The following is a 25062-nucleotide window of genomic DNA, read 5'->3' on the forward strand; positions in this document are numbered from 1 at the left end:
GGCGGCACACGTACGCGCGTCCCGGTACCGGCGGTGAGGCCGGTACCGGGACGCGCTGCGCCGGGGCGTTACCGCAGGTGCTAGTTCACGTTCAGACCGGTCCAGGCGGCGCCGACCGCCTTGTACTCGGTGCCCGTGGTGCCGTACAGATCACCCGCCGCCTTGAGGGTCGCCGTGCGGGCGGCCTTGTAGTTGGTGGTGGAGGTCATGTACGTGGTGAGGGCCTTGTACCAGATCTTCTCGGCCTTGTCCCGGCCGATGCCGGTGAGCTTGGAGCCGTTGTAGGTCGGGCTGTTGTAGCTGACGCCGCCGATGACCTTGGCGCCGCTGCCCTCGGACAGCAGGTAGAAGAAGTGGTTGGCGACGCCGGACGAGTAGTGGACGTCCTTGTTGCCGACGGTGCTGGACCAGTAGTCGGCCGAGGCGCCGTCCTTGCTCGGCTTGTCCATGTAGCGCAGCGGGGTGCCGTCGCCGTTGATGTCGATCTTCTCGCCGATGAGGTAGTCGCCCGGGTCCGAGGAGTTGTTGGCGTAGAACTCGGCCGAGGTGCCGAAGATGTCGGACGTCGCCTCGTTCAGACCACCGGACTCGCCGCTGTAGTTGAGGCCGGCGGTGGCCGCCGTGACGCCGTGGCTCATCTCGTGGGCAGCCACGTCGAGCGAGGTCAGCGGGTGGGTGTTGCCGCTGCCGTCGCCGTAGGTCATGCAGAAGCAGCCGTCGTCCCAGAAGGCGTTGACGTAGCTGTTGCCGTAGTGGACGCGGGAGTAGGCGCCCTTGCCGTCGCCGCGGATGCCGTTGCGGCCGAAGGTGTTCTTGTAGAAGTCCCAGGTGACGGCCGCCCCGTAGTGCGCGTCGACGCCGGCGGTCTGGCGCCCGCCGCCCCAAACGTCGTCCGCGTCGGTGAAGAGCGTGCCGGTGCCGGACGTCTTCTGGTTGAGGTCGTACGTCTTGTGACCGCCGCGGGCCCCGTCGGTGAGCTGGTAGGTCGTTCCGCTCTTGGTGGTGGTGAGCGCGACCTTGCCGCTGTAGGTGCTGGTACCGGTGCCGGTCTCGATGGCCTCGTTCTGCCACAGCTTCTTGCCGGTGGCGGCGTCGGTGATGACGTGCAGCCGGCTGGGCGTGCCGTCCTTCTGGACACCGGTGACGACGGTTTCGTAGGCGAGGACCGGCTTGCCGGTGGCCGCCCAGATCACCTTGCGCGGCGTGCCGGAGGCGTCTGTCTTGCTGTCCTTCACCGCGGCGGCGGCGCGCAGGGCGCTCTTCCGCGCGGCGGAGGGGGCGAGCGGGGCGGCCGTACTGGCCACGGATATACGGGCGTTGGTCGCCTTGGTGACGCTGTGCGCACCGTTCTTGGCCTGGTGCACGACGAGGTCGCCGCCGAGGACGGGCAGGCCGTCGAAGGTGCGCTCGTACCGGGTGTGCACCGTGCCGTCCGCGTCCTTGATGACGTCCCGGACGACGAGCTTCTCGCGTGCGCCGAGGCCGATCTTCGCGGCGGTCGCGGAGGCGTCGCTCTGGGCGCTCTTGAGCGCGGTGGCCCGCTGAGCGGCGGAGAGCTGGACCGCCGACGCGCCGGTCGCACGGTCCGGCTGCGCGCTGGCCGATCCGGCCTGGACGCCGACGGCGACCATGGCGGCCGAGGCGACGAGGGCGGCAGCGCGCAGGGTGTTCTTGCGGGGGGTGGACGAGATCCGTCTCAACTCGGTCTCCCTTGTGTGGGCCGCGGGGTCGCGGTCCCAAGAAGCGGCCGGGCAGCCGAGGGGTGGGGTGCCCGGTGGAGCAAGAGTGAATCGAGGGGAGACTGCCATGAGTTGATGCTTTTTGACAGATGTTCAACATCCAAGAAACAAAAAATTCACGGATTCAACCGCTTCGTAACGAGGATGTCCGAACGGCATGCGAAAGGCGCCCATGGGGCTGCCCCCTCCCTGCACAGCTCTCCCACCCGCCCCAAGAAGGGACTCCGTACTTTCCGCAAAATTCCCTATCGCCCCTCCAGTAGGGGAAGTTAGGGTACGTTCGTGAACGAGCACTTCTACTCGGTGGAGCAGGTCGCCGAGCACCTCGGCCTGCATGTCCGCACCGTCCGCAACTACGTCCGCGACGGGCGGCTCCCCGCCGTCCGCATCGGCAAGCAGTACCGGATCGCGCACGAGGACCTGGAAGCCTTCACCGGCCGTCCGGCCCCCTCTCCGGGGAGCCGGGCCGGCGGACGGCCACCGCACGCCGAGGTGTCGAGCATCGTGCAGATCGACGCGGTCGACGCCGGGACGGCCGGTCGCCTGGCCGGCCTCCTGATGAGCGCGGCTGCCCACGGCCGTCCCGGCGGGGCGCCGTTGCGGATCGAGACGGCCCACGACCCGGAGCGGGCGCGTATGAAGGTCATCGTCCTGGGGAGCCCGGGGGACACCGCCCGGCTGTTGGAGTACATGGAGGGGGTACTCGCGTCATGAGCGCGATCTACAAGTCCGAGGCGGGCGCGCAGGAGATACAGCGGCGGTACCGCGAGGCGCTGGACGCCTGGCCGGTCCCCGCGGAGCAGCTGCGGGTACCCACCCGCGAGGGCGAGACCTTCGTGCTGGTCTCCGGGCCCGAGGACGCGCCGCCCGTGGTGCTGCTGCACGGCGCGGGGGCGAACGCCACGATGTGGCAGGACGACATCACCACCTGGGCCCGGCACTTCCGCACCTACGCCGTCGACCTCATCGGCGAGCCGGGGCTGAGCGCACCGTCCCGCCCCCCGCTCGCCTCGGACGCCCCGGCCCGGTGGCTGGACGACGTACTGGAGGCCCTCGGGATCACCCGCGCCGCGTTCGTCGGGACCTCCCTCGGCGGCTGGCTGGCGCTGGACCACGCCACCCGGCGCCCGGAACGGGTGGACCGCCTGGCCCTGTTGTGCCCCGGTGGCGTGGGGCGGCAGAGGATGGGGTGGCTTTTCAAGGCCCTGCTGCTGCGCCCCCTGGGGGCCCGGGGGGTGCGCCGGTCGGCCGGTGCCGTCGCCGGCCTGGACCGGCCGGAGCACCGGGCCGTCCTCGACCAACTCGTGCTGACCTTCGCGCAGTTCAAGCCGCGCACCGAGCGGCTGCCGGTGTTCCCCGACGACGCGCTGCGCCGCCTGGCCATGCCCGTCCAGGTGACCGTCGGCGGCCGTGACGCCCTGTTCGACTCCGCGGGCACCGCCCGCCGCACCGCCCGCTGCGTCCCGCACGCGACCGTGCGCGTCCTGCCCGAGGCCGGACACGCGCTCCTCGGGCAGACCGATGCCGTACTGACCTTTCTCCGCCACTGACATGAAGGAGGTGTGGGCCGCGATGCCCACGACCGAGATGCTGGGCCGGATCGCCACGTCCACGGACCGCTTCGTGCGGACCGTCACCACGCTCACCGATGCGGACATCCGCGGAGCGACGCTGGTGCCGCCGTGGACCCGCGGCCATGTGATCACCCATGTGGCACGGGCCGCCGACAGCCTCTGCCGGCTCCTCACCTGGGCCCGCACCGGTGTGGAGACACCGCAGTACACCGGGATGGACGCCCGGGCCGCGGAGATCGAGGCCGGCGCCCGGCGCCCGGTCGACGCGCTGGTGGCCGACGTCCTGGCGAGCGCCGCGCGCTTCGACGACGCCGTGCGCTCCCTGCCCGACGCGGCGTGGACCTACGAAGTCCGCATGCGCACCGGCGAACCGCGCACACCGGCCGCCCTGATGGTCTCCCGGCTTCGCGAACTGGAGGTGCACCACGCCGACTTGGCGACCGGCTACACCTTCGCCGACATACCGCCGGAGGCCGCCCGCTGGATCATCGACGACCTCGTCGAGGCGCAGCGCCGGCGCGACGGCACCCCACCGCTGCGCATCGAGGCCACGGACACCGGCCTGTCCCGCGAACTGGGCAGCGGGGGTCCGACGGTCCGGGGCTCCCAGGCGGACCTCCTCGGCTGGCTCACCGGCCGCACCGGCGGAGCCACCCTGACGACCACCGCCCCCGGCCCGGTCCCCGACGCCCCGTACTGGATCTGAACGGCACCCTCCGCACGCCGTCATCCGAACGGCACGGGCCCCGCTGCGCGCGGGGCCCCTCCGGCGGGTGCCCGCGGCAGCTACCGGACGCCGTCCAGGAACCCGATCACCCGCTCGGTGAGCAGCGCCGTGGCCTTCTCGTCGTACGACGGCAGGCTGCTGTCGGCGAAGAGGTGCCGGTCGCCGGGGTAGAGGAACAACTCGGCGTCCGGCGTCGAGGCGACCAGCGCGCGAGCCGCGTCGAGATCACCGTCCGCGACGAAGAACTCGTCCGCGTCCATACCGTGGATCTGGACCGGGACGCCCTGCGGCCAGGCGCCGCCGAACTCCGAGACCGGGACGCAGGAGTGCAGCAGCAGCGCGCCCCTGGCTCCGGCCCGGGTCTGGGCGAGGGCCTGGGCGGGCAGCACGCCGAGCGAGAAGCCGAGGTGGACGAGGCCGGCGGGCAGCTTCTCCGCGGCGGCCCGACCGCGCTCGATGATCGTTTCGAACCCGACCTCCCGGGCGTGGCCGACACCGTCCTGGAGGTCCTCGAAGACCCGCCCTTCATACAGGTCAGGGAGGTGGACACGGTGGCCGGCCGCCTCCAGCGCCCCGGCGAACGCACGGACACCGGACGTCAGCCCGTGTGCGTGGTGGAACAGAAGTACCTCGGCCATGGTGGTCCCCTCGTATCCGGCACTCCGGTGGCGCCGCGGCGCCGATTATGACCCGGGGGGCCGCACGGCCGGAGCCCGGGCCGGTGGCCGGCCGACGCGTTACGCTCAAGGTGTAGGTACGCGTTCCGATCTTGCGGAGGCGGCCATGGGTCAGTACGACGAGTACACGACGCCGTCGCAGGCCGAGGGCGAGCGGCTGGAAGAGGACATGGATCCGGCCGAGCCGCGGCACCCCGAGACCATGCGCACCCAGCCGTCCCAGGCGGAGGGCGAGCGCAGCCTGGAGGACGACGAGGGATGACGGCGGTGGACGGCGGCAACTCACCCGCCGTCCACCGGAATCCCGCGCGGCGCGGCGGCCGCGTAGCGGAACCCGCTGTGCGGCTACGACCACCGCCCGTACCCGGCCCGGCTCAGCCCGCCCTGGGATCTGCGGAGTGAGGCAGTGGACGCCGCCCCCCCCAGGCCGGCGTGGTGGCGGGAACGCCGACCCGCCGGTGGTCACCGGCGGGTCTTCGTGGAGACGCCGGGCGCGCCGTCAGCCGGAGGCGCCCGGCGCGACGGCCGTGACGCTGAACTCGTCACCGCAGACCCGCAGCCCGGAAGTGTGCGCGGTCATCGCCTCCTTGGAGCCGGGCGGGTACGCCTGGACCAGGTCCGCGCTCTTCCAGCAGCCGGACCCCTTCAGCCCCTCGTTGATGGTGTGCAGCACGGCGTGCGCGCTCGCGCCGGGGGCCAGCCGCACGGGCCCGCCCGCGCCCTGCTCGCGGGTGGCCGGCTTGCCGATCGTCTGCGCGTCCCGGGCCAGCAGCGACACCCCCGGGAAGCCCCGCAGGGTGCAGGTCTGCTTGCCGCTGTTGGTGAACACCAGCGGGTAGCGGATGTTGCCCGCACCCGCGTCGGGCGCGCCCAGCCGCAACCGCATCGACGCCGCCGTGCAGCGGTCCGAGGAGTTGTCGGCGGACGCCGCGCTGCGTGCGGCGGTGGGCTGACCGCTGCCCGCGCCGCCGGTGCCCTGCGAGCTGCCCGCGGTGCCGCCGGACGCGTTGCCGGAACCGGCGCCCTGGGAGGCGGCGGCCGACGGGTCGCCGGCGCCGTTGGTCTTGCCTTCCTGGCAGGCGGTGAGGGCGACGGCGGCGACGGCGGCGAGCACCGCGGCAGCGGCGTGACGTGCGTGGCGCGGGGTGAGATGGGGGGACATGTCGCTCCTGATCTGGTCGAACGTGGTGCGTGAACCTGCGAGACACTCATCCGCCGGTCCCGGGAGGACGGGCGGCGCAACGCCCCTGGCATTCCGTGGGGTACGGCCAGGTGGGGGCGGGGTTGCGGAGCACGACCCACTCTTCACAGGGACACTGACGGTCGGCTAATGCTGCGCTAACGTCCCGTGGACCTCGGTGACGACGCACCGGGCGGCGGGCGTCCGCGCCTCAGGTGGGCGCGCCTTCGGTCGGCAGCCGCCGTTCGAGATTCCCCCACAGATGGCGCGCCGCGTAGGAGCCCTCGCCCCCGTTCTCGGCCAGCAGCCGCAGCAGCACGACGGCTGCCTGCGCCTCGCGCAGCGTCAGCAGCGGCAGCCGCTCCTCGTCCATGTCGACAACGCCGTCCACCAGCGCCAGCAGGCGGTGATCCGTTTCATTCACGACCTGGATAACGGCGTGCCTCCGGCGCGGACACGCCTTCCGCGACGGACCGCTCCGCACCGTCCTACGCGGAGCGCCACTCGGGGGCGAGCACCGACCAGACCTCGGTGTCCTGCCGCACACCCCGGTACGGATGGTTCGCACGCAGCACACCGTCGCGGCGCATGCCGAGCCGTCTGGCCACGTCGATGCTCGGGGTGTTCTCCGAGGACACCAGCCACTCCACCCGGTGCATCCCGCGTTCCCGGATCGCCCAGTCGATGATCAGGCGGGTCGCGCGGGTGACCAGGCCCCGCCCGGCGGCGTCCGGCTCCAGCCAGCAGCCGGCCTCGCAGTTGCCGGTCTCCGCGTCGAAGAGCCGGAAGAGGACGCCGCCGACGAGGAGTCCGTCGAGCCAGATGCCGTGGAGCCGGCCGGCGTCGGCAGCGGCCTTGTCGGCGTACGACTGGAGCCAGCGCCGGGCGGAATCGAGGTCGGTCACGGCGTCGGGGAGCCCGATGTGCCGGCCGATGAAGGTGCGGCCGCGGTCCATGTGGGCGAGGAACTCCTCGGCCTGCCAGGGCTCCAGCGGCCGCAGTTCGGCTCCGTCACCCAGGGAAATCGCGAACATCCTCATCCTCCACAGAGCCCGTGCGTGATCACTGGATCCTCGCACGGGTCCCCGCGCGGTGCGGCGGAGGTCAGTCCTGGCCGGACTGGCGCAGCACCAGCAACGCCCTGGCCTCCACCTCCACCGTGGCGCCGGCCTTCACCAGCGACCGGTACTCCACGTAGGGGATGGCGGTGTCCACCACCACGCTCCACCACCCGCCGAGGTCCTTCGGCACGGTGAAGCCGAGCGGTTCGTAGTGGGCGTTGAACAGCAGCAGGAACGAGTCGTCCTGGATGCGCCGGCCGCGCGGATCGGGTTCGGAGATGGCCTGCCCGTTGAGGAAGACGGTGAGCGACTTGGCGAACCCGGCGTCCCAGTCGTCGTCGGTCATCTCCCGGCCCGCGGGCGTGAACCAGCCGATGTCCGACAGTCCGTCCCGGCTGCCGCGCACCGCGACGCCCTGGAAGAAGCGCCGGCGCCGGAACACCGGATGGTTCCGGCGCAGCGCGATCAGTTCCCTGGTGAACTCCAGGATCTCGCTGCCCTCGGCGACCGCCGGCCAGTCCACCCAGGAGACGTCGTTGTCCTGGCAGTACGCGTTGTTGTTGCCGCCCTGCGTCCGGCCGAGCTCATCGCCGTGCGAGAGCATCGGAACGCCCTGGGACAGCAGCAGCGTGGCCAGGAAGTTGCGCTGCTGCCGGGCGCGCAGCGCCAGCACGTTCCGGTCGCCGGCGGGCCCCTCCGCCCCGCAGTTCCAGGACCGGTTGTGGTGCTCACCGTCGCGGTTGCCCTCGCCGTTCGCCTCGTTGTGCTTGTCGTTGTACGAGACCAGGTCGCGCAGCGTGAAGCCGTCGTGGGCGGTGACGAAGTTGACCGAGGCGTGCGGGCGGCGGCCGTCGCTCTGGTACAGGTCGGAGGAGCCCGTCAGCCGGGAGGCGAATTCCCCCAGCGTGCCGCCCTCGCCGCGCCAGAAGTCGCGGACGCAGTCACGGTACTTGCCGTTCCACTCCGTCCACAGCGGCGGGAAGTTCCCCACCTGGTACCCGCCGTCGCCGACGTCCCAGGGCTCGGCTATCAGCTTCACCTGCGAGATGACGGGGTCCTGCTGCACCAGGTCGAAGAAGGACGACAGCCGGTCGACGCCGTGGAACTGGCGGGCCAGGGTCGCGGCGAGGTCGAAGCGGAAGCCGTCCACATGCATGTCGGTCACCCAGTACCGCAGCGAATCCATGATCAGTTGCAGGGTGTGCGGATGGTTCATGCGCAGGCTGTTGCCGGTGCCGGTGGTGTCCCAGTAGTACCGGGGGTCCGCGTCGGACAGCCGGTAGTAGGCGGCGTTGTCCAGGCCCCGGAACGCCAGCGTGGGACCGAGGTGATTGCCCTCCGCGGTGTGGTTGTAGACCACGTCGAGGATCACCTCGATGCCCGCCTCGTGGAGGCTCTTCACGAGGTAGCGGAATTCCTGCACCTGCTCGCCGCGCTGCCCCGAGGAGCAGTAGGCGTTGTGCGGGGCGAAGAAACCGATGGTGTTGTAGCCCCAGTAGTTGGACAGTCCTCGCTGCGCCAGGGTGTGGTCGTGCAGGAACTGGTGCACGGGCATCAACTCGACGGCGGTGACGCCCAGCGCGGTGAGGTAGTCCAGCATCACCGGATGGGCCAGCGCCGCATAGGTGCCGCGGATGTCCTCGGGGATCGCCGGGTGGGTCCGGGTCAGTCCTTTGACGTGGGCCTCGTAGATCACCGTGTCGTGATACGGAATGTGCGGCCGGTGGTCGTTTCCCCAGTCGAAGTAGGGATTGGTCACCACCGATTTCATCGTGTACGGCGCGGAGTCCGCGTCGTTCCGGCGGTGGGGAGCGCCGAAGCGGTAGGGGAACAGGGCCTCGTTCCATTCGATCCGGCCCTCGATCGCCTTGGCGTACGGGTCGAGCAGCAGCTTGTGGGGAATGCAGCGCTGCCCCTGGGACGGCTGGAACGGCCCGTGCACCCGGAATCCGTACCGCTGTCCGGGCCCGATGTCGGGGAGGTAGACGTGATGGACGAACGCGTCGACCTCCTTCAGTTCGACGCGTTCCTCCTGGTCCCGCTCGTCGAAGAGACACAACTCGACCTTCTGGGCCACCTCGGAGAACACCGCGAAGTTCGTGCCGCTTCCGTCGTAGGTGGCGCCGAGGGGGGAGGCGCTTCCGGGCCACCGGCCCGATTCCGTGGTGTCCTGCCATATCTGCATGTTCGCGAGCCTCCCGACCGGACGGCACTGCACGGCATCACGCGGCATCCACACCCCATCCATGCCCCTGTATCGCGGGTCGATGCCGTGGGCGCGCGCCGGGGCGCGGACCCTCCACGACCGGTGCCGGACCGGTGCGCGGGCGGGAGTGAAAGCCGTAACGGATGCCCCGGGCGCCACATAAGAAACACATAAATTGACGGGTGTGGTGGTGGGGAGTGCGGGCACACGGTTGTCCGGAGGTTGATAACTATGGTTCCCCTGCTTCTCGTTCTGCTTCTCGCCCTGCTCCTTTTCGGCGCCGGATTCGCGCTCAAGGCGCTGTGGATCGTGGCCGTGGTCGTGCTCGCGGTGTGGTTGCTGGGCTTTGTTATGCGCTCGGCCGGGCCCGGCGGAAAGCGAGGTCGTTGGTATCGCTGGTGACGGTCGCCGTCCGGCGCAAAAGGTGGGGCCCCGGCACAGAGAGTGCCGGGGCCCCGTCCGTGCGTCCGCGGGAATGCACCCGTGTCCGGCGCCCCTTGCGTTCCGGCCCGACGAGGACCGAAAAACGGTGGTGAGGCACGGCAGTGAAGAACGCTTCCATGGGTACACGGCACCCGATGCCGAGCTCCGCGAGAGAGGAAAAGCCGTGCTGAAGCCCCATCCGGCGATACTGCGGGATCTTGTGAAGCAGTACGAGGAACTTCGTGCCCGGAACACGGAGCGGAGCTCGTCGGAGACCCGGCGGCGGACGGAGGACCTCTCCTACACGCTCTGCGTCTCCACCGGAACCCGGACCGTCGAAGCCGCCCTGGCATTCGCCGCCGATCAACTCGCGGCGGATCTCGCGGAGCTGGCCTACGCGCCGGACGCCCCGGCGCCGATGCGGCTCGCGAACTGAAGAGGTGCGGCCGTGTTTTTCTTCCGAGTCGGATCGGCAGGAATCATCGGCCGCGCAACGGACACAAGAAGAGATACGACGGTCCGGGGGTGCGGCCACGAAATTCCCTCCCTCCGCTGCACCCCTGGAACGTCCTTCCCCGGGAATTACCCGCCGCCCGGCGGGAGTTCTCAGGGACCTACGCCATATGCGATACGGCATACGAACCGCTGAGAAACCGATGAAGGGAGCCCCGATGAGTGCCGAGGAAAAGGCCAAGGCGAAGACGGAGCAGGTCACCGGAAAGGCGGAGAAGGCGGCAGGCCGCGCCGTGGGGAACGAGCGCATGGAAGCCGAGGGCTCGGCCAAGGAAAAGAAGGGTGATCTGCGGGGCGCGAAGGAAAAGGCCAAGGATGCCCTGGACGACTGAGCACCGCTAACTGATCCCCGCAACTGTCACGCCTGTCGGGTGCGGGTCCGCCGCCGGCGGACCCGCACCCGGTGGCCGAGCCGCGTTCACCGCTCGGCGGCCAGCACTGCCGCGAGGCCCTCTCGCAGGTCCTTGACGAAATACTCGGGCACCTCCAGCGACGGGAAGTGTCCCCCGGCTTCGGGCTCCTTCCACCGGACGATCTTCCGGTACCGCTCCTGCGCCCAGGGGCGCGGACACTTCTCGACGTCGCGGGGATACATGGTGAGCGCTGACGGGACGTCGACCCGGAGTTCGGGATCGAGCGCGTTGTGGCTCTCGTAGTAGATGCGGGCCGCCGATGCGCCGGTCCGCGTCAGCCAATACAGGGTGACGTCGTCAAGAACGCGGTCTCGGGAAATCCTCTCGAACGGGCTGTCCTCGGTGTCTGACCACTCGGCGAACTTGTCGAGGATCCAGGCAAGGAGCCCGACCGGTGAGTCGACGAGCGAGTAGCCGATGGTCTGCGGCCGGGTCGCCTGCTGCTTCGCGTACGCCGCGCGGTGGCGCCAGAAGTCGCGGGTTTCCGCGGCCCACTCGCGTTCGACCGCCGTCAGCCCGTCCGTCGTCAACCCGGGCGGTCCCTCCGCGAACGTGGTGTGGATGCCGAGAACGTGCGCCGGGAACCTGCCGCCGAGAACCGTGGTGATATTGCCTCCCCAGTCGCCGCCGTGGGCTGCGAACGTGCGGTAGCCGAGCCTGCCCATCAGTTCCACCCAGGCGGCCGCGATCTTCTCGGTTCCCCACCCGGTGGTGGCCGGCTTGTCGCTGTAGCCGAAGCCGGGAAGCGACGGGACCACGACGTGGAACGCCGGCGCGTCCGCATCCTTCGGATCTGCCAGCTCGTCCACCACATCGACGAACCGGGCAATGCTGTCGGGCCAGCCGTGCGTCAAGATCAGCGGAGTGGCATCCGCACGCGCGGATCGGCGGTGCAGGAAGTGGATTCCCAGATCATCGATGGTCGTGCGGAACTGGCCGATCCGGTTGAGGCGCTCCTCGAACGGCCGCCAGTCGTACCCGGTGCGCCAGTAGTTCACGACATCGACGAGGTCGGCGAGCGGAACGCCCTGTTCCCATCGGCGAGGGCCGGGCGCGGCGCCATGGACCGTCTCGGCCTCCGGCAGTCGCGCCGCGGCCAGTCGGGCGCGCAGGTCGTCGAGGTCGGCGTCAGGTACGTGGGTTTCGAATGCTTGCACGTCGCTGGTGGGACGGGGCATGAGACCTCCTGGCCATCGTGGAACCGGCTAAGACGGTTCTAGCAGTTCTCCGAGTCGAGCGGCAACCGGCTAAGGTGGTTCCATGCGTGCTGCGTTCCCTGACTTCCGCCTCGGCAAGGTGCTGGCGACCAGCTTCACGGGGACTCTGTCGGAGCGTCATGGCGACGCCGTGGAGCGCATTCCCGCGCCGCACCGACTCGTCGACTGGCTGGCGGTGAGCGGCCTCGCCGTGGACTCCTGCACCACTGCCCAGCTCGACCTCGCTCGGGAACTGAGGGAGGCGATTCACGCCGTCGCGACAGCGGCCGCGGTCCAGGACGCTCTCCCTGCCCCTGCCGTCCAAGTCATCAATGACCGCAGCGCTCAGGGTCGGGCCGCGGCGATCCTGACGCCCGAGGGTGAGCGGCGATGGCGGCTCAGCTCGGCTTCCCGCGTGGAAGATGCCCTCAGCGTGATCGCCGCCGACGCGATCAGCATCATCGCAGGCGAACGGGACGGAAAACTGGCCTTGTGCGCCTCACCGACCTGCCGGGCCGCCTTCTTCGACACCAGTCAAAGTCGCACCCGCAAATGGTGCGACATGAATACGTGCGGGAATCGCCAGAAGAAGGCGCGCTTCCAGGCCAACCAGCGCAAGAACCCCAGATCGCCGGAGTGATTGCTACCTCGGGATTTCCCGGTGCGCCCACGCGATGAGCTCGTCCGTCTGTTCACCCGTTCCAGCTGAGTACCAGCACCGCCAGATCATCGGTGTGCCGGCCGCCGTCGAGCGAACGGGCGGTGCCCGTCAGATGGTCGATCAGAGCGGGCGGCGGCAGGTGCCGGCCCTCCTCGATGATCCGGATGAGGCCGTCCGTGCCCAGCCGCTGATCGCCGTCCGTGTGGCCCTCGACGAGACCGTCGGTGTGCATGAGCAGCGTGGCGTGCGGTGGCACGGTGCACTGCGTGGGATGCCACGCGGCGCTGCCCGGCAGCATGCCCAGGGCCATGCCGTGCCGGGCCGGCACCGGCCGGGTGGCTTCCGTCGGGGAGATCAGCAGCGGCTCGTCATGGCCGGCGAGGGTCACCGTGGCCCGGTGGCCGGCCGCGTCGAGGACGACCGTCGCGCAGGTCGCGAACATCTCCGCGGCGCTGCGCTCGGCGACCAGCACCTGTTCCATCAGGCCCAGCAGTTCGGTGCCGCGGTGCCCCCCGAGGACGAGGGACCGCCAGGTGATGCGGAGGCAGACCCCGAGCGCGGCGGCGTCCGGGCCGTGCCCGCTGACATCGCCGATGACGGCGTGCAGCAGCCCGTCGGGAGTCTCGACGATGTCCAGGAAGTCGCCGCCGAGCAGGGCGTTCTTGCGGCCCGGCAGATAGCAGGTGCTGGAGACCACGGTGGTGGAGCGGAGCAGCGGGGCGGGCAGCAGACCCCGTTCCAGGCGGGCGTTCTCCTGGGCACGCAGTTCGTTCTCCCGCAGCCGGGCGGTGGTTCGCTCGGTGTTCTTGCGGTGCAGCGCGTAGCGGATGGCGCGGTCGAGCAGTTCGGGGGTGACGCGCGCCTTGGGCAGGTAGTCCTGTGCGCCGGCGGCCACCGCCTCCAGGCCGGCCCGGGTCTCGTCCAGGCCGGTGAGGACGATGACGGCCGCGTCCGGGCACAGGCTCTGCATCTCCTCGACGGCCGCGATGCCGGAGGCGTCCGGGAGGTGCAGGTCCAGCAGGACGCAGTCCGGCGTCCGGTTGGCGAGGTAGGCGCGCGCCGCGTCGAAGGTCTGCACCCAGGAGAGACTGACCGGCAACTCGGTGTCGTTGAGGTACTCCTCGACCAGTACGGCGTCACCGGAGTCGTCCTCGACCAGCAGGACGACCCCCGCGCCGTCCGCGGTCCGGGTGGGGATGACGGGCAGCGGCCGGGCGGCAGGGACGGTCATGACGCGGTCGCCTCTCTCTGCGGGGCACGCCCGGAGGTCTCCGACGCCGCTGCCTCGGGAGTCTGGTCGGCCAGGGTGAAGGTGATACGGGTGCCGGGGGAGTGGTCGTGGTCGACGGCGATCGTGCCGCCGTGGTACTCGACGACCTTTTTGCACAGCGCCAGCCCGATACCCGTCCCCGCGTAGCTCTCCCGGGTGTGCAGGCGCTGGAAGATGACGAAGACCTTCTCGCTGTACGCGGGATCGATGCCGATCCCGTTGTCCTCCACGGCGAACTCCCAGTACCCCTCCTCCTTGCGGACCGAGAGGTGAATCGCCGGAGGGCGGTCGGGCGAGCGGAACTTGACCGCGTTGCTCAGCAGGTTCTGCAACAGCATCCCGAGCTGGGTGGGGTCGCCGGGGACCGTCGGCAGCGGGTCGTGGGTGACGGTCGCGGACGCCTCCTCGACGGCGATGCTGAGGGACTCCCGCACCTGCCCGAAGAGCGGCTGGAGGTCGACGGGCGTGTGGTCGGCGTGCACCCGCCCCACGCGGGAGAACGCGAGCAGGTCGTTGATGAGTGCCTGCATGCGGTTGGCGCCGTCCACCGCGAAGGCGATGTACTGCTGTGCCCGGTCGTCCAGTTGATCGGCGTTGCGGCGCTGGAGCAGCTGACAGAAGCTGGCCACCTTGCGCAGCGGCTCCTGCAGGTCGTGGGAGGCGACGTAGGCGAACTGCTCCAGTTCGCTGTTGGAGCGCTGCAGTTCGGTGGCCTGCTCGTCCAGCTGCGACCGGGCCGCGTCGCTGAACTCCAGCTCCTCGACGAGCCGTTTGCGCATGCCGTCGATGTCGGACGCCAGGGCCCGCAGATCGGCCGGCCCGGTGCCGTGCACCGGCCGGCGGAAGTCGCCCCTGGTCACCGCGCGGACGTCGGAGGACAGCGCGCCCAGGGGAGTGGTCACCGCGCGGCGGAGCCCGACGACGGCGAAGCCGAGCATCGCCAGGACGAGGACGGCGATGGCCGCGGAGACCCAGTTCTGCAGCACCCGCACCCGTCGCAGGTCCGCCCGGGCCCGGTCCCGCTCCTCCTGCAGATGGCCGCGCTGCACGGCGAGTTCGGCCCGTACGGCGTCGAACCTGTGCAGGCCCGCCTGGGCCCGCTGGGCGGCGAGCCGGACCGGTGCGCCGCTCGGTGCGGTGGCGATGGGGCGGGCCACCTGCTGCTGCCACTCCTCGGCCCGGTCCAGTACGCGGGCGAGGTCCTGCGCGGCCTGACCGTCGTGCCCCAGGAGGGCACGCAGGCGCGCGGCGGCGGCGCGCTCCTGCGCCAGCCCGTCGTGGTACGGCTCCAGGAACTCCCGCTGGCCGGTCAGTCCGTACCCCCGGATGCCGGTCTCCTGGTTGACCAGCGCACTCTCCAGCTTGACCGCGGCGACCAGGGCGGGGCTGGAGCGGTCGACGAGCCGGCCGGTGGCCTCCGCGGACCGCACGAAGACCCATATCCCGCAGCCGCCCAGGAGGGTCAGCAGCACCATCGTCACGAGCACGCTGACGTTCAGCGTCCGGCGCGTGGTCCACGACGATCCGCTGCGGAGGTCTTCGGGCGGCCGGCCGGCCGTACCGGTATCGGCCGCCGCACCGGGCCCCTCGGCCCCTTGAGAGCCCTCGCGGTCCGGCATTTCCTGACTCATCGCGCCTGCTCTCTGCTGTCCGTGTCCGGTGTGGATCGACGGTGTGTGGGCACAAGCAGCCATAGAGTACAGATTGTCGACAACACAGGTTGTCGAGCTTGCGATGATCGCCGTAAGGTGCCGTCATGGCCAGCGAGCAGTTCCCCGCCCGCCTCCAGCCCGACGACATGGCAGAGCTCGCCGAGAGAGCGGTGCAGCAGCTCGCGAACGACCTGGCCGGACAAGCCTTCCCGATCGCTCCCGCAACAGAGCACGATGACGCACCGACGGAATCAGGCCGCCCGGCGAACGGCAATCCCGCCCTGGCGCGGCTGAACGCCCTCGCGTACCTGGCGCGTGCCGTCGACCTCTGCGCCGGCCGACAGGCGCAGGAGGCCGCCGAGAACGGAGCCAAGTACCCGCAGATCGGGCAGGCGTGGGGCATCAGCCGGCAGGGTGCCCGCCGCCGCTGGCCAGGTCTCGTCTTCGCCTCGCGGCCCGCTGCACGCCCCCATCCCACCCCTGAACACGGGAGCACCACCATGAACGCGCTGACGTCCGACCGCCCTTACCGCGTCCTGCTCGTCGAGGACGACCCCGCCGACGCCATGCTCATCGAAGACGCACTGGTCGAACGGGGAGTGGCACGCTCCCTCGACCAGGCCGTCGACGGGGTGGCCGCCCTGGAGCACCTGCGGGACCCGACCAAGGAGCGCCCCGACCTGATCGTCCTGGACCTGAACATGCCGCGGATGAACGGCCGGGAACTCCTCGCGGTCCTCAAGGACGACCCCGACCTCGGCAGCATCCCGGTCGTCGTCCTGACCACGTCCGCGGCGCCCGACGACATCAACGACGCCTACCGGCAGCACGCCAACGCCTATGTGACCAAGCCGGTCAACCTGGACGACTTCGTGCGCGCCGTGCACAGCATCGACGCCTTCTTCCTCGACACCGCAGCCAAGTTCCACCGGCCCTGACGTCGCTGCGGGGCGCGCCGTGCCGCCTCGGGAGCGACGTCACAGGTGACGGGCAGCCGGAAGACGGGCGGCGGCGATCTCCCGGCCGCGCGCCGCGGTGACCACGCCCACGACCGGCATGGCCGCCAAGGCGAGGAGGATCGGCCCGTAGCCGCCGTCGCTCGACACCGCCATCACCACCACCTCGCCGGAGGACAGCGTCCCGCCGATCGCGAAGCAGAGCACGGCGCGCAGCGGCGCGGAGGACAGCAGCCGCTGGGGGGCGTACGCCAGCACCGCGCCGGTCACCGCGCCGATCGCGGCACCCACGGCCAGCGAACCCACCACGGCGAGGGCGGCCCGCGGCGGATCCTCGAAGGTGCTGCCGGACGGGCCGTGGACCCACCGGGTCACCGCCACCATCATCCACAGCACGGCACTCGCGCCGGCCGGGATCGCCCCGGCCCGCAGCCCGAACACCAGCCCCCGCCGCAGCACGGCACGCGACGTCTTCATCCGGCCGCCCCCTCGTCGGACCGCCTGTCGCGGTCTCGCGGCCCACTTTCTCACCCCGGGTGCACGGCCCTCGTGGCGCCCCACCGCCCCGGTACGTGCCGGGGCGGCCGGGCGGTCAGTCCGTGCGGAGCATGGCGGTGCGGAGCCGGGCCAGGCAGCGGTTGAGCAGGCGCGAGACGTGCATCTGGGAGATGCCGAGCAGTTCGCCGATCTGGGCCTGGGTCAGTTCCTGGCCGAAGCGGAGTTCCAGTATCCGGCGGTCGCGCTCCTCCAGCTGGTCCAGCAGCGGCTTGAGGGTGTGCAGATCCTCGAAGAGGCCCATGTCCTCGTCGTAGTCACCGAGCAGGTCCGCCAGCGGCGCGTCGTTGCCGTCGTCGCTGATGGTGACGTCGATGGAGGAGGCGCTGTAGCCATTGGCGGCGACCTGCCCCTCGATGACCTCTTCCTCCGGGATGTTCAGGTGTGCCGCCAGCTCGGGAACCTTGGGGTCCCGGCCCAGCTCGTTGGCGAGGTGCTCACCGGCGCGGGCGAGGTCGACCCGCAGTTCCTGCAGCCGCCGGGGGACCCGCACGTCCCAGGTGGTGTCACGGAAGAAGCGCTTCATCTCGCCCGTGATGTACGGGATGGCGAGGGTGGTGAACTCGACGTTGCGCGAGAGGTCGTAGCGGTCGATGGCCTTGATCAGACCGATCGTGCCGACCTGCACGATGTCCTCGAAGTCGTCACCGCGATTGCGGAACCGACGGGCCGCGAAGCGCACCAGGGACAGGTTCATCTCGATGAGGGTGTTGCGCGCGTACTGGTACTCGTGCGTGCCCTCCTCCAAGTGTTCCAACCGCTCGAAGAAGAGATGGGTCAGCTCCCGGGCGTCGCTGGGGGCGAGCTGCTCGGGCGACTCGATCAGGGGCAGCTCGGAGCACGGAGCGGACACCGAGGCCGGTACGTCGACGACACCGCGCTCCCGAGTCGTCTCCGCCGTCGCGCTGCTGGTGCTCATGAGTGACTCCTTCCCAATCCCTAGCCCCCGGTCGATGGGGCTCCTGCCCCGCCGGACGCTGAGCATGTACATCTTTTTGCCGCGTGTCCGGCCCGTCCGCCCGGTCAGTCGGTGTCGCCCGCGCTGCGCAGGAACTCCTTGGCCTTCGCGATGGCGAAGCCCCAGCCCTGCTCGACGGTCGGCTTGGGCGGCACGGATATCTCGTCCGGGTTGGTGAGCACGTCCAGCAGCACCGGCCCCTCGGTGGCGAACGCCTCCCGCACGGCCTCCTTGAGCTGCGCCGGATCGGTGACGCGGATACCGGTGATGCCCAACGCCGAGGCCACGGCGGCGAAATCGGGGTTGTCGAGTTCGGTCCCGAACTCCGGCAGCCCCGCCTGCTCCTGTTCCAGCTTCACCATGCCCAGCCGCCGGTTGTCGAAGAGCACCAGCTTCACGGGCAGTTGGTAGGTGCGCAGGGTCAGTACGTCGCCCAGCAGCATGCTCAGGCCGCCGTCCCCGCAGAACGCGACCACCTGCCGGTCCCGGTCGAGGAACTGCGCGCCCAGCGCCTGCGGCAGCGCGTTCGCCATCGAGCCGAGGTTGTACGAGCCCAGCAGGCGGCGCGTGCCCCGCATGCGGACGAAGCGGGAGAGCCAGACGGTGGCCATGCCGGTGTCGGAGGTGAAGACGGCGTCGTCGGCCGCGGCCCCGTCGACGGCTGCCGCCAGCGCCTCCGGCCGGATCAGGTGGTCACGGTTGTCCAGACCGGCGCGGACCTTGCCGAGCAGGCTCTCGTCGTGCCGGGGCGAGGCGAGCTTCAGCTGGGAACTGCGCCAGTGGTCGAACCGCTCCCGGGCGCGCTTCAGATGGCCCGGGTCCTTCTCCTTCGCCAGCAGGCCGAGCAGCCCGCGCACGGTGGGACCGACGTCGCCCACCAGGGGGGCGTCCACCGGGACCCGCCGGCCGATGTGCGCGGCCTCGGAGTCGACCTGGACGACCTTCTTGCCGGTCGGATACCACTCCCGATAGGGGAAGTCGGTGCCCAGCAGCAGAAGCGTGTCGGCGTCGTCCAGCGCCTTGGCGGCCGCCGGGTTGCCGATCAGCCCGGTCTGGCCGACCTCGAAGGGGTTGTCCTCCTCGAACCCCTCCTTGGCCTTCAGCGTGAGCACCATGGGCGCGGCCAGCCGTTCGGCGAGCCGGAGCACATCGGCGCGGGCGTGCCGGGCTCCCCTGCCGACCAGCAGGGTGACCCGGTCGGCGGCGTCGAGGAGGCCGGCGGCGTCGGCGAGTTCGGGGTCGTCGGGCCGGCTGCCGGTCCGGGGCAGCGCGAAGCGGGGCTCCCGGTCGTCAGGGACCTCCCGGTCGCCGAGGTCCCCGGGCACGGTCAGTACCGCCACACCCTTGCGCGCCAGCGCGGTACGCACCGCGTGCTCCAGCAGGCCGGGCAGCTGGTCCGGCGAGGTGATCGTCGCGCGGAAGACGGCGACGTCGCGGAAGAGCAGGTCGTTGTCGACTTCCTGGAAGGTGTCGCTGCCCATGTCGGCCAGCGGCACCTGGCCGGCGATGGCCAGCACGGGGGTGTGGCTCTTCGCCGCGTCGTAGAGGCCGTTGAGCAGATGCACGGAACCGGGGCCGACGGTGCCCATGCACACGCCCAGCGTGCCGGTCAGCTGGGACTGCGCCCCCGCGGCGAAGGCCGCCGCCTCCTCGTGCCGGCACCCGACCCACTCCGGCCCGTCGGCCCGCCGGATGGCGTCCGTGAGGGGGTTGAGCGCGTCGCCGACCACGCCGAAGACCTGCTGAACCCCCAGCTGGTGGAGGGAGTCGACGATGACCTGGGCAACGGTGCGAGCCATGTGGTGGTCCTTTCGGTACGTCAGACGGTGAAGTGGTCGGGGTCGGCGGCCGCCCAGTCCGCGGCCCAGTCCTGCGGGGGCGCGGCCAGCAGCTCACCGGGGGAGAGCCACGCGTACAGCTCCTCGTAGGAGCGGACGGTGAGCGGGTCGAGGCGGCGGCGCAGCATGTGCGGACGGAGCTCGTCCGGGTGCTGCACCCCCATCGAGCCCATGATCTGCAGGGCGCTGTCCACCGTGGCCTGCTGGAACCGGTGCACCCGCGCCGACTTGTCCCGCACGTCGAGCGCACGGGCCCGGTGCGGGTCCTGGGTGGCCACCCCGACCGGGCAGGTGTTGGTGTGGCAGCGCTGGGCCTGTATGCAGCCGACGGCCATCATCATGGCGCGCGCCGCGTTGGTGAAGTCGGCGCCCTGGATCATGCGCTTGACCATGTCCGCGCCGGTGGCCACCTTCCCGCTCGCGCCGACCTTGACACGGTCCCGCAGCCCGCAGCCGACCAGCGCGTTGTGCACGGTGATCAGCCCCTCGGTCAGCGGCGCGCCCAGATGGTCGGCGAACTCCAGGGGCGCGGCCCCGGTGCCGCCCTCGGCGCCGTCGACGATGATGAAGTCCGGGGTGACGCCCTCCTGGAGCATCGCCTTGCAGACCGCGAGGAACTGCCGTCGGGAGCCGACGCAGAGCTTGAACCCGGTGGGCTTGCCCCCTGCCAGGGCGCGCATCCGCGCGAGGAAGCGGACCAGCTCGCGCGGGGTGGAGAAGGTCCGGTGGTAGGGCGGGGAGATCACCGTCCGGCCTTCCGGCACCTCCCGGACCCGGGCGATCTCCGCGCTGACCTTGTCGCCGGGCAGTACGCCGCCGATGCCCGGCTTCGCGCCCTGGGACAGCTTCAGGGAGACGCACTTGATGCTGTCGTGCGCGGCCTTGTCGGCGAACTCGGACGGGGCGAAGGCGCCCTGCGCCGTCCGGCATCCGAAGTACCCGGTCCCGATTTCCCAGACGAGGTCGCCGCCGTTGCGCAGGTGGTACTCGGACAGGCCGCCCTCCCCGGTGTCGTGGGCGAACCCGCCGAGGGCGGCACCCCGGTTCAGGGCGAGGATCGCGTTGGCGGACAGCGAGCCGAAACTCATCGCCGAGACGTTCAGCAGCGCCATGTCGTAGGGCCGGGTGCAGTCCGGGCCGCCGACCCGGATCGTGGGCCGCTCCTCGGGGACCGGCTTGGGCACCATCGACGGCACCATGAACTCGTAGCCGGCGGCGTAGACGTCGCGTTCGGTGCCGAAGGGCTCCTCCGCCTCGGTGCCCTTGGCCCGCTCGTAGATGATGCTGCGCACATCACGGTCGAAGGGCCGGCCGTCGAAGTTGCGCTCGACGAAGTACTGCTGGAGCTCCGGCCTGATCGCTTCCAGCGCGAACCGCAGATGGCCGATGACCGGGTAGTTGCGCAGCACCGAGTGCCGACGCTGCGCCAGGTCCGCGACGCCGACCGCGCCGAGGCCGAGGAAGAGCAGGGCCGGCGGCCACCACCAGGGCGACGACAGCACGGCGGCCGCCACGAGACCGACGGCGACGACGAGCAGCGCCGCCACCGACAGCCACCGGAACAGATGGGCGGGGAGACGCCTCCGCGCGCCGTCCGGCCGTCCGCCGGAGCCGGCCCGCGAACCGCTCACGCCAGCGTTGGTGGTCACCATCAGCTCCCGAGAAGTAGGACGACGGCCCCGCGCCGCGACGGACGCCCGGGGGCGGGCCGGGGGCGGGCCGTTCGATCAACGCTGGCCGTGTACCCGCCCGCCCCCGCTTCAGTCGGAGTCGTGCAGGTCGTGGGGTTGCCGGTCGACGTACCGCTGGAGTACGTCACAGGTGTGCTGGAACTCCTCCATGAGCCGGGTGGCCTCGACGACCAGCACCCCGTACGGCCGTGCCGGGTCCGCCAGCGGCAGCGCGTCCCGCTCGGCCTGCCCGGTCACCTGGCGGCAGCGTTGCTGTGCGGTGTCGGCCAGTTGGCACAGTTGCCGGGCCTGTTCGCGCAGGTCGTCCTGGTCCAGCTCGCCGAGGACCTGGGTGATCTCGGAGACCGCTTCGAGGAAGTCCGCGTAGCGGGCGAGGAAGGCGCGGTAGGGATGGTCGTCGTCGCTTCGGTGCCACTGGTGCAGGCTCCGGGTGAGCGACGCGATCTGATAGAGGGTCCGCTCCAGGGCTTCGAGCACCGCGCCGTACCCGGCGAAGCCGGTCCGGCCGCGGTGTCGGCGGAAGAGCCGACGGGGGTTGTAGTAGAGGCTCTCCTCGGCGGTCCGCAGCCCGGACCGGGCCTGTGCGATCAGCCCCTCCGTCTGCTCGGCCCGGGTCCGCCAGTGCCGGCTGCGCTCCTCGTCCAGCTCGCCCTCCCGCAGCGCCGGATACATGTCGCTGACCAGGTCGCACAGGGCGTGCGCGAGGGTGTGGATGCTGTGTTCGGCGCCGCGGTAGCGCAGTGGCGGCACCACCGCGGTGTTGATGACGACGCCCACGCCGCAGCCGATGAGGACGAGCAGGATGATCTGTCCCAGCTGGGTGAGCTTTTCGACGTCCGACGTCGCCGAGAGGTAGGTGGAGTAGGCGAAGAACGCGGCCGTGGCCACCTGGGAGCCCTGGGCCCCGAGCGCCGGCCACCTGCCGATGGCCAGGGCGACCAGTGCCACCAGGAGGAACGTCAGTAGATCGGGTCCGACCAGGAAGCCCAGGGCGGCCTGCACCGCGACCCCGGCCGAGACGGCGCCCACGTAGCGCAGCGACTGCAGCAGGGACTGGTAGACGGTCACCTGCATGATCAGCACCGCGGAGAACGGCGCGAACGCCGGGGACCCGGCGTGCAGCAGGTTGTACGAGATCACCCAGGACAGCGTGGCGGCCAGGGTGCTCTTGCCGATCAGGAGCAGGGTGCCGCGCTCGTATCCCTCCGACCCCCAGGCCCGCTGCCACCACTGGGCCACCCGGTGGAGCCAGCCCTGCGGGGCGGGCAGCCTCCGTCGCTGCGCTTCCTGTCCGGCCATGCGTACGCTCCGTTCGTCGTCCGGCCACACCGTTGCCCGCTTTTGCGCGCGGGGAACCAGCGCGCTCACTCCCACGGTGCCGGGCCGGTACCGGACGCCCAGCCGACGAGGTCGTCATGGTCGAAGCAGAGGATCCCGCACCGGTCGGCGTAGTCCCGCGCCGGATCGGTGAAGGCGCTGGTGGTGACGACGGCGGCGACATCGGCTCCGTGCACGGTGAAGCAGGTGCCGCCGAACCGCTGCAGGTCCTGGGAGCCCACCTTGTTGTCCGCGCAGTAGCGCTTGCACTGGATGACGAGGCTGCGGCCGTCGGGGGCCACGGCGACCACGTCCGCGCCGAGGTCGTTGGCGCCGCCGACCACCTGTACCTCCCGGCAGCCGTCGCGCTCGCACAGCGCGGCCACCGCCTCCTCGAACGCGTCGGCGTCCATGCCCGCGTAGTCGTCGAGCTCCACCGGGCGCGGGTCGACGTGGGCCGGCGGGGGCGCGTCGACGTCCTCCACCGGGCCCGGCGCGACCTCCTCCACCGGGGGTGCGGGCAGGCGTTCCCCGGCCACGGCCACGGAGGCCGCGGGCAACTGCCCGCGCGCGACCGTCCGGGCGGCGGCCCGCCCGTGCCGTCCCCGGCGCAGCAGCACCGCCAGCGCCATGATCACGACCAGCCCGACGAGCACGGAGGGGCCGGGGTGCGCACCCGCGGCGGCCATGGCCTTCCGCAGGGTCAGGCCCACTCCCGTGACGCCGATGGCGAGGACGCCGAACGAGACGGTCAGCTGGCGCAGGCTGAAGGCGGGCCGGCGGCGCGGGGTCCTCGGCCGGCGTATGGGGGTCACCATGGTCTGTTGCCTCTCCCAACGGTCAACGAAGATCGTTTGGATCTTGTGCCCCCAAGTCGCCGGATCACCGCAACGGGGCGGGTTCCAGGCGGTGTTGTTCCGGAAGGAGGCGGGGAGAGGGCGTAGCGGTCGGCGACCGGGGTACGGGAGCGACAGGGCCGGGACGGGCCGCGGCGGCGGTCATCCTCGCGGCAGCGTCCCGGCCCCGGCCGGCCGAGAGGGGCGGGGCCCGGTCTCCGGGTCCCGCCTCGCCGCCGCGGGCGTGCTACGCCGCCGGCCCCGGCCGGTCCGGCGGCGTCCGGTCGAGCTCGGCGGCCCAGTCCTCGGCCCAGCGGTGCAGGCCCCGCAGTTCTTCGCAGGCCCCCTCGCCGAGCGGGGTCAGCCGGTAGCCGTCCCCGGCGTCGCGCCGGACGAGACGGGACTCCCGCAGCTCGGTGAGGCGTTGGTGCAGCACGCTGGACGACATGCCGTCGCACCGCTGCTGGAGGGGCCGGAAGCCGAGGCTGCCGTCCCGGAGCTCCCACAGGATGCGCAGGGTCCACCGGCGTCCGAACAGGTCGAGCGCCGCCATCAGCGGCCGCCGCGTGGACGATCCACGAACCGGCCTTCGGGGGGCGGGAGTTGTCGCCATCATGCCTTCCGTTCTTCCGTTCTTCCGTTCTTCCGTGCCCGGGGGCGGGGGCTCCGCTGCCTCCGCCTGCGGGACCGTGAGATCGTCATCGACCGCACCTGCGCCCGGTGCGGCTGCGCGTACGAAGGGGGCGTGCACATCGCGCGCTTCGCGGCCCGCGCCCGACTGACCGACGCGCAGATCGGGTCACTCACCGACGGAAGCGGCACGGACGCCTGCTGGACGTCGGAACGCGACCGGCTGCTCATCGAAGCCACCGACGCGCTGCACATCCACCACGACCTCGACGGCGCCCTGTGGGAACGACTGGCCGCCGAGTTCAGCCCCGCGCAACTCCTGGACCTGCTCATGCTGTGCGGCTGGTACCACGCCATCAGTTGCACCGCCCGCGCCACCCGGCTCCCCCTGGAGCCCGGGACACCGGGCTTCACCGACTTCGCCGCGCCGGCTGGCCGTTGACCCGGTGTGCGCCGTGCGGCAGCGGAGGCGGGCAGGGCGCCCGGTGACCCCCTGCCACCCGGCGCCCCCCCGTGCGGGCGCCGGGCTCCCCGGCCGGAGTCGGTCAGCAGACAGCGGTCCGGGCGTACGTCTTCGAGCCGTAGCGCACCGTCATCGAGGCCCCGTTCGACATGGTGAAACACGGGGTCTCGGAGCCGTCCTTGAAGACGACGGTGATCCGCATCGTCTTGTTGCACCAGTTGGCGAGGTCGACGTAGTGCCCCGCGGCATTGACGCTCCGGCTGACGCACGCCGGTGCCGTGCCACCCGCCGCCGCGGCCGGGCCGGCCAGCGCGACCGGTGCGGCGACGGCGGCGAGCCCCACCACGGTGGAGGCGGCGGCGATCCTGGCCTTCGATGTCTTCCGCATGGTGTCTCTCCTTCGGTTGCCGTCCCGCCCTGGTGGGCGAGATGGCGACCACTGTGCTCCGCCGACCGTGGCCGAACCTTGAGAAGAGCTTGAAAGCGCTGGTCAGGGCCGCTGGTTTCGGTTTTAGGATCGGGCCCC

General features: G+C 71.2%; 27 protein-coding genes. 10 read left to right on the top strand and 17 right to left on the bottom strand.

Going from position 1 to position 25062, the window contains the following annotated elements:
* Positions 1 to 80 precede the first annotated feature (80 nt).
* On the bottom strand, positions 81 to 1631 hold the full coding sequence (locus SL103_RS15940; protein WP_432215397.1) for a M4 family metallopeptidase: 1551 nt from the start codon (positions 1629 to 1631) through the stop codon (positions 81 to 83).
* A 390-nt stretch (positions 1632 to 2021) separates the two neighbouring features.
* Here SL103_RS15940 and SL103_RS15945 point away from each other — a divergent pair, with 390 nt between their 5' ends.
* From SL103_RS15945 to SL103_RS15955, 3 genes are read left to right on the top strand one after another with little or no spacing between them, the layout of a single operon-like run.
* On the top strand, positions 2022 to 2453 hold the full coding sequence (locus SL103_RS15945; RefSeq protein ID WP_069569700.1) for a helix-turn-helix domain-containing protein: 432 nt from the start codon (positions 2022 to 2024) through the stop codon (positions 2451 to 2453).
* Positions 2450 to 3289 carry an alpha/beta fold hydrolase gene (locus tag SL103_RS15950; RefSeq protein WP_069569701.1) on the top strand — a complete coding sequence of 280 codons (840 nt, stop codon included), beginning with the start codon at positions 2450 to 2452 and terminating at the stop codon, positions 3287 to 3289. Before SL103_RS15945 ends, SL103_RS15950 begins: the two co-directional genes overlap by 4 nt.
* Positions 3290 to 3311: 22 nt before the next feature.
* Positions 3312 to 4019, top strand: coding sequence for a maleylpyruvate isomerase family mycothiol-dependent enzyme (locus SL103_RS15955; protein WP_244303920.1), 708 nt, complete (start codon positions 3312 to 3314; stop codon positions 4017 to 4019).
* 80 nt (positions 4020 to 4099) lie between these two features.
* Here the strand turns inward: SL103_RS15955 and SL103_RS15960 are convergent, their stop codons facing one another.
* Positions 4100 to 4678, bottom strand: coding sequence for a dienelactone hydrolase family protein (locus SL103_RS15960; protein WP_069569703.1), 579 nt, complete (start codon positions 4676 to 4678; stop codon positions 4100 to 4102).
* 145 nt (positions 4679 to 4823) lie between these two features.
* Between SL103_RS15960 and SL103_RS37840 the strand changes: the two genes are divergently transcribed.
* Positions 4824 to 4979 (top strand): hypothetical protein, encoded by a 156-nt coding sequence (locus SL103_RS37840; RefSeq protein ID WP_164492811.1) that lies wholly within the window; start codon positions 4824 to 4826, stop codon positions 4977 to 4979.
* A 237-nt stretch (positions 4980 to 5216) separates the two neighbouring features.
* Here SL103_RS37840 and SL103_RS15965 read toward each other — a convergent pair whose 3' ends face one another.
* The 4 genes from SL103_RS15965 to glgX all read right to left on the bottom strand — a co-directional run bounded on the left by SL103_RS15965 (position 5217) and on the right by glgX (position 9143).
* Complete coding sequence (locus tag SL103_RS15965) at positions 5217 to 5879, bottom strand: DUF4232 domain-containing protein (RefSeq protein WP_079145769.1); 663 nt, start codon at positions 5877 to 5879, stop codon at positions 5217 to 5219.
* A 229-nt stretch (positions 5880 to 6108) separates the two neighbouring features.
* Positions 6109 to 6321, bottom strand: coding sequence for a hypothetical protein (locus tag SL103_RS15970; protein WP_069569704.1), 213 nt, complete (start codon positions 6319 to 6321; stop codon positions 6109 to 6111).
* 64 nt (positions 6322 to 6385) lie between these two features.
* The gene (locus SL103_RS15975) at positions 6386 to 6931 is read right to left on the bottom strand and encodes a GNAT family N-acetyltransferase (RefSeq protein ID WP_069569705.1); all 546 of its coding nucleotides are present in this window, start codon (positions 6929 to 6931) and stop codon (positions 6386 to 6388) included.
* 70 nt (positions 6932 to 7001) lie between these two features.
* Positions 7002 to 9143, bottom strand: a complete 2142-nt coding sequence (gene glgX, locus SL103_RS15980; protein WP_069569706.1) for a glycogen debranching protein GlgX — start codon at positions 9141 to 9143, stop codon at positions 7002 to 7004.
* 252 nt (positions 9144 to 9395) lie between these two features.
* Between glgX and SL103_RS15985 the strand changes: the two genes are divergently transcribed.
* From SL103_RS15985 to SL103_RS15995, 3 genes are all read left to right on the top strand, one after another.
* Entirely contained in the window at positions 9396 to 9566 is a 171-nt protein-coding gene (locus tag SL103_RS15985) for a hydrophobic protein (RefSeq protein ID WP_069569707.1), read from the top strand.
* Positions 9567 to 9771: 205 nt separating this feature from the next.
* A complete protein-coding gene (locus SL103_RS15990; RefSeq protein WP_069569708.1) occupies positions 9772 to 10023 on the top strand; it encodes a DUF5133 domain-containing protein in 252 nt (83 codons plus the stop codon).
* Between the two features lie 235 nt (positions 10024 to 10258).
* A complete protein-coding gene (locus SL103_RS15995; protein ID WP_069569709.1) occupies positions 10259 to 10432 on the top strand; it encodes a CsbD family protein in 174 nt (57 codons plus the stop codon).
* Between the two features lie 86 nt (positions 10433 to 10518).
* On the opposite strand, the gene SL103_RS16000 is transcribed toward SL103_RS15995, so the two are convergent.
* On the bottom strand, positions 10519 to 11691 hold the full coding sequence (locus tag SL103_RS16000) for an epoxide hydrolase family protein (RefSeq protein ID WP_069569710.1): 1173 nt from the start codon (positions 11689 to 11691) through the stop codon (positions 10519 to 10521).
* A gap of 82 nt (positions 11692 to 11773) precedes the next feature.
* Between SL103_RS16000 and SL103_RS16005 the strand changes: the two genes are divergently transcribed.
* Positions 11774 to 12349, top strand: coding sequence for a CGNR zinc finger domain-containing protein (locus tag SL103_RS16005; RefSeq protein WP_069569711.1), 576 nt, complete (start codon positions 11774 to 11776; stop codon positions 12347 to 12349).
* Positions 12350 to 12401: 52 nt separating this feature from the next.
* On the opposite strand, the gene SL103_RS16010 is transcribed toward SL103_RS16005, so the two are convergent.
* Positions 12402 to 13601, bottom strand: a complete 1200-nt coding sequence (locus SL103_RS16010; RefSeq protein ID WP_079145770.1) for a PP2C family protein-serine/threonine phosphatase — start codon at positions 13599 to 13601, stop codon at positions 12402 to 12404.
* A complete protein-coding gene (locus tag SL103_RS16015) occupies positions 13598 to 15271 on the bottom strand; it encodes a sensor histidine kinase (RefSeq protein ID WP_079145771.1) in 1674 nt (557 codons plus the stop codon). The genes SL103_RS16010 and SL103_RS16015 overlap by 4 nt, the downstream gene beginning before the upstream one ends.
* A 125-nt stretch (positions 15272 to 15396) precedes the next feature.
* On the opposite strand from SL103_RS16015, the gene SL103_RS16020 reads away from it, so the two are divergent.
* Entirely contained in the window at positions 15397 to 16230 is an 834-nt protein-coding gene (locus SL103_RS16020; protein WP_208869883.1) for a response regulator, read from the top strand.
* A 39-nt stretch (positions 16231 to 16269) separates the two neighbouring features.
* Here the strand turns inward: SL103_RS16020 and SL103_RS16025 are convergent, their stop codons facing one another.
* The 7 genes from SL103_RS16025 to SL103_RS16055 all read right to left on the bottom strand — a co-directional run bounded on the left by SL103_RS16025 (position 16270) and on the right by SL103_RS16055 (position 23996).
* Entirely contained in the window at positions 16270 to 16725 is a 456-nt protein-coding gene (locus SL103_RS16025; protein ID WP_069569712.1) for a hypothetical protein, read from the bottom strand.
* 115 nt (positions 16726 to 16840) lie between these two features.
* The gene (locus SL103_RS16030; protein ID WP_079145772.1) at positions 16841 to 17722 is read right to left on the bottom strand and encodes a SigB/SigF/SigG family RNA polymerase sigma factor; all 882 of its coding nucleotides are present in this window, start codon (positions 17720 to 17722) and stop codon (positions 16841 to 16843) included.
* A 104-nt stretch (positions 17723 to 17826) separates the two neighbouring features.
* Positions 17827 to 19560, bottom strand: a complete 1734-nt coding sequence (locus SL103_RS16035) for a thiamine pyrophosphate-dependent enzyme (protein ID WP_069569713.1) — start codon at positions 19558 to 19560, stop codon at positions 17827 to 17829.
* Between the two features lie 20 nt (positions 19561 to 19580).
* A complete protein-coding gene (locus SL103_RS16040; RefSeq protein ID WP_432215398.1) occupies positions 19581 to 21146 on the bottom strand; it encodes an FMN-binding glutamate synthase family protein in 1566 nt (521 codons plus the stop codon).
* A gap of 213 nt (positions 21147 to 21359) precedes the next feature.
* Positions 21360 to 22589 carry an FUSC family protein gene (locus SL103_RS16045; protein ID WP_069569714.1) on the bottom strand — a complete coding sequence of 410 codons (1230 nt, stop codon included), beginning with the start codon at positions 22587 to 22589 and terminating at the stop codon, positions 21360 to 21362.
* Between the two features lie 65 nt (positions 22590 to 22654).
* On the bottom strand, positions 22655 to 23425 hold the full coding sequence (locus SL103_RS16050) for a restriction endonuclease (protein ID WP_069569715.1): 771 nt from the start codon (positions 23423 to 23425) through the stop codon (positions 22655 to 22657).
* A gap of 265 nt (positions 23426 to 23690) precedes the next feature.
* Complete coding sequence (locus SL103_RS16055) at positions 23691 to 23996, bottom strand: winged helix-turn-helix transcriptional regulator (RefSeq protein ID WP_208869884.1); 306 nt, start codon at positions 23994 to 23996, stop codon at positions 23691 to 23693.
* A gap of 192 nt (positions 23997 to 24188) precedes the next feature.
* Here SL103_RS16055 and SL103_RS16060 point away from each other — a divergent pair, with 192 nt between their 5' ends.
* Positions 24189 to 24515: a carboxymuconolactone decarboxylase family protein gene (locus SL103_RS16060; protein ID WP_208869886.1), complete on the top strand. Its 327-nt coding sequence runs from the start codon at positions 24189 to 24191 to the stop codon at positions 24513 to 24515.
* Positions 24516 to 24618: 103 nt separating this feature from the next.
* Here the strand turns inward: SL103_RS16060 and SL103_RS16065 are convergent, their stop codons facing one another.
* Entirely contained in the window at positions 24619 to 24924 is a 306-nt protein-coding gene (locus SL103_RS16065) for a hypothetical protein (protein ID WP_069569717.1), read from the bottom strand.
* Positions 24925 to 25062 lie beyond the last annotated feature (138 nt).

The sequence above is a fragment of the Streptomyces lydicus genome, from assembly GCF_001729485.1.
In the GTDB taxonomy this organism is placed as follows: Bacteria; Actinomycetota; Actinomycetes; order Streptomycetales; family Streptomycetaceae; genus Streptomyces; species Streptomyces lydicus_D.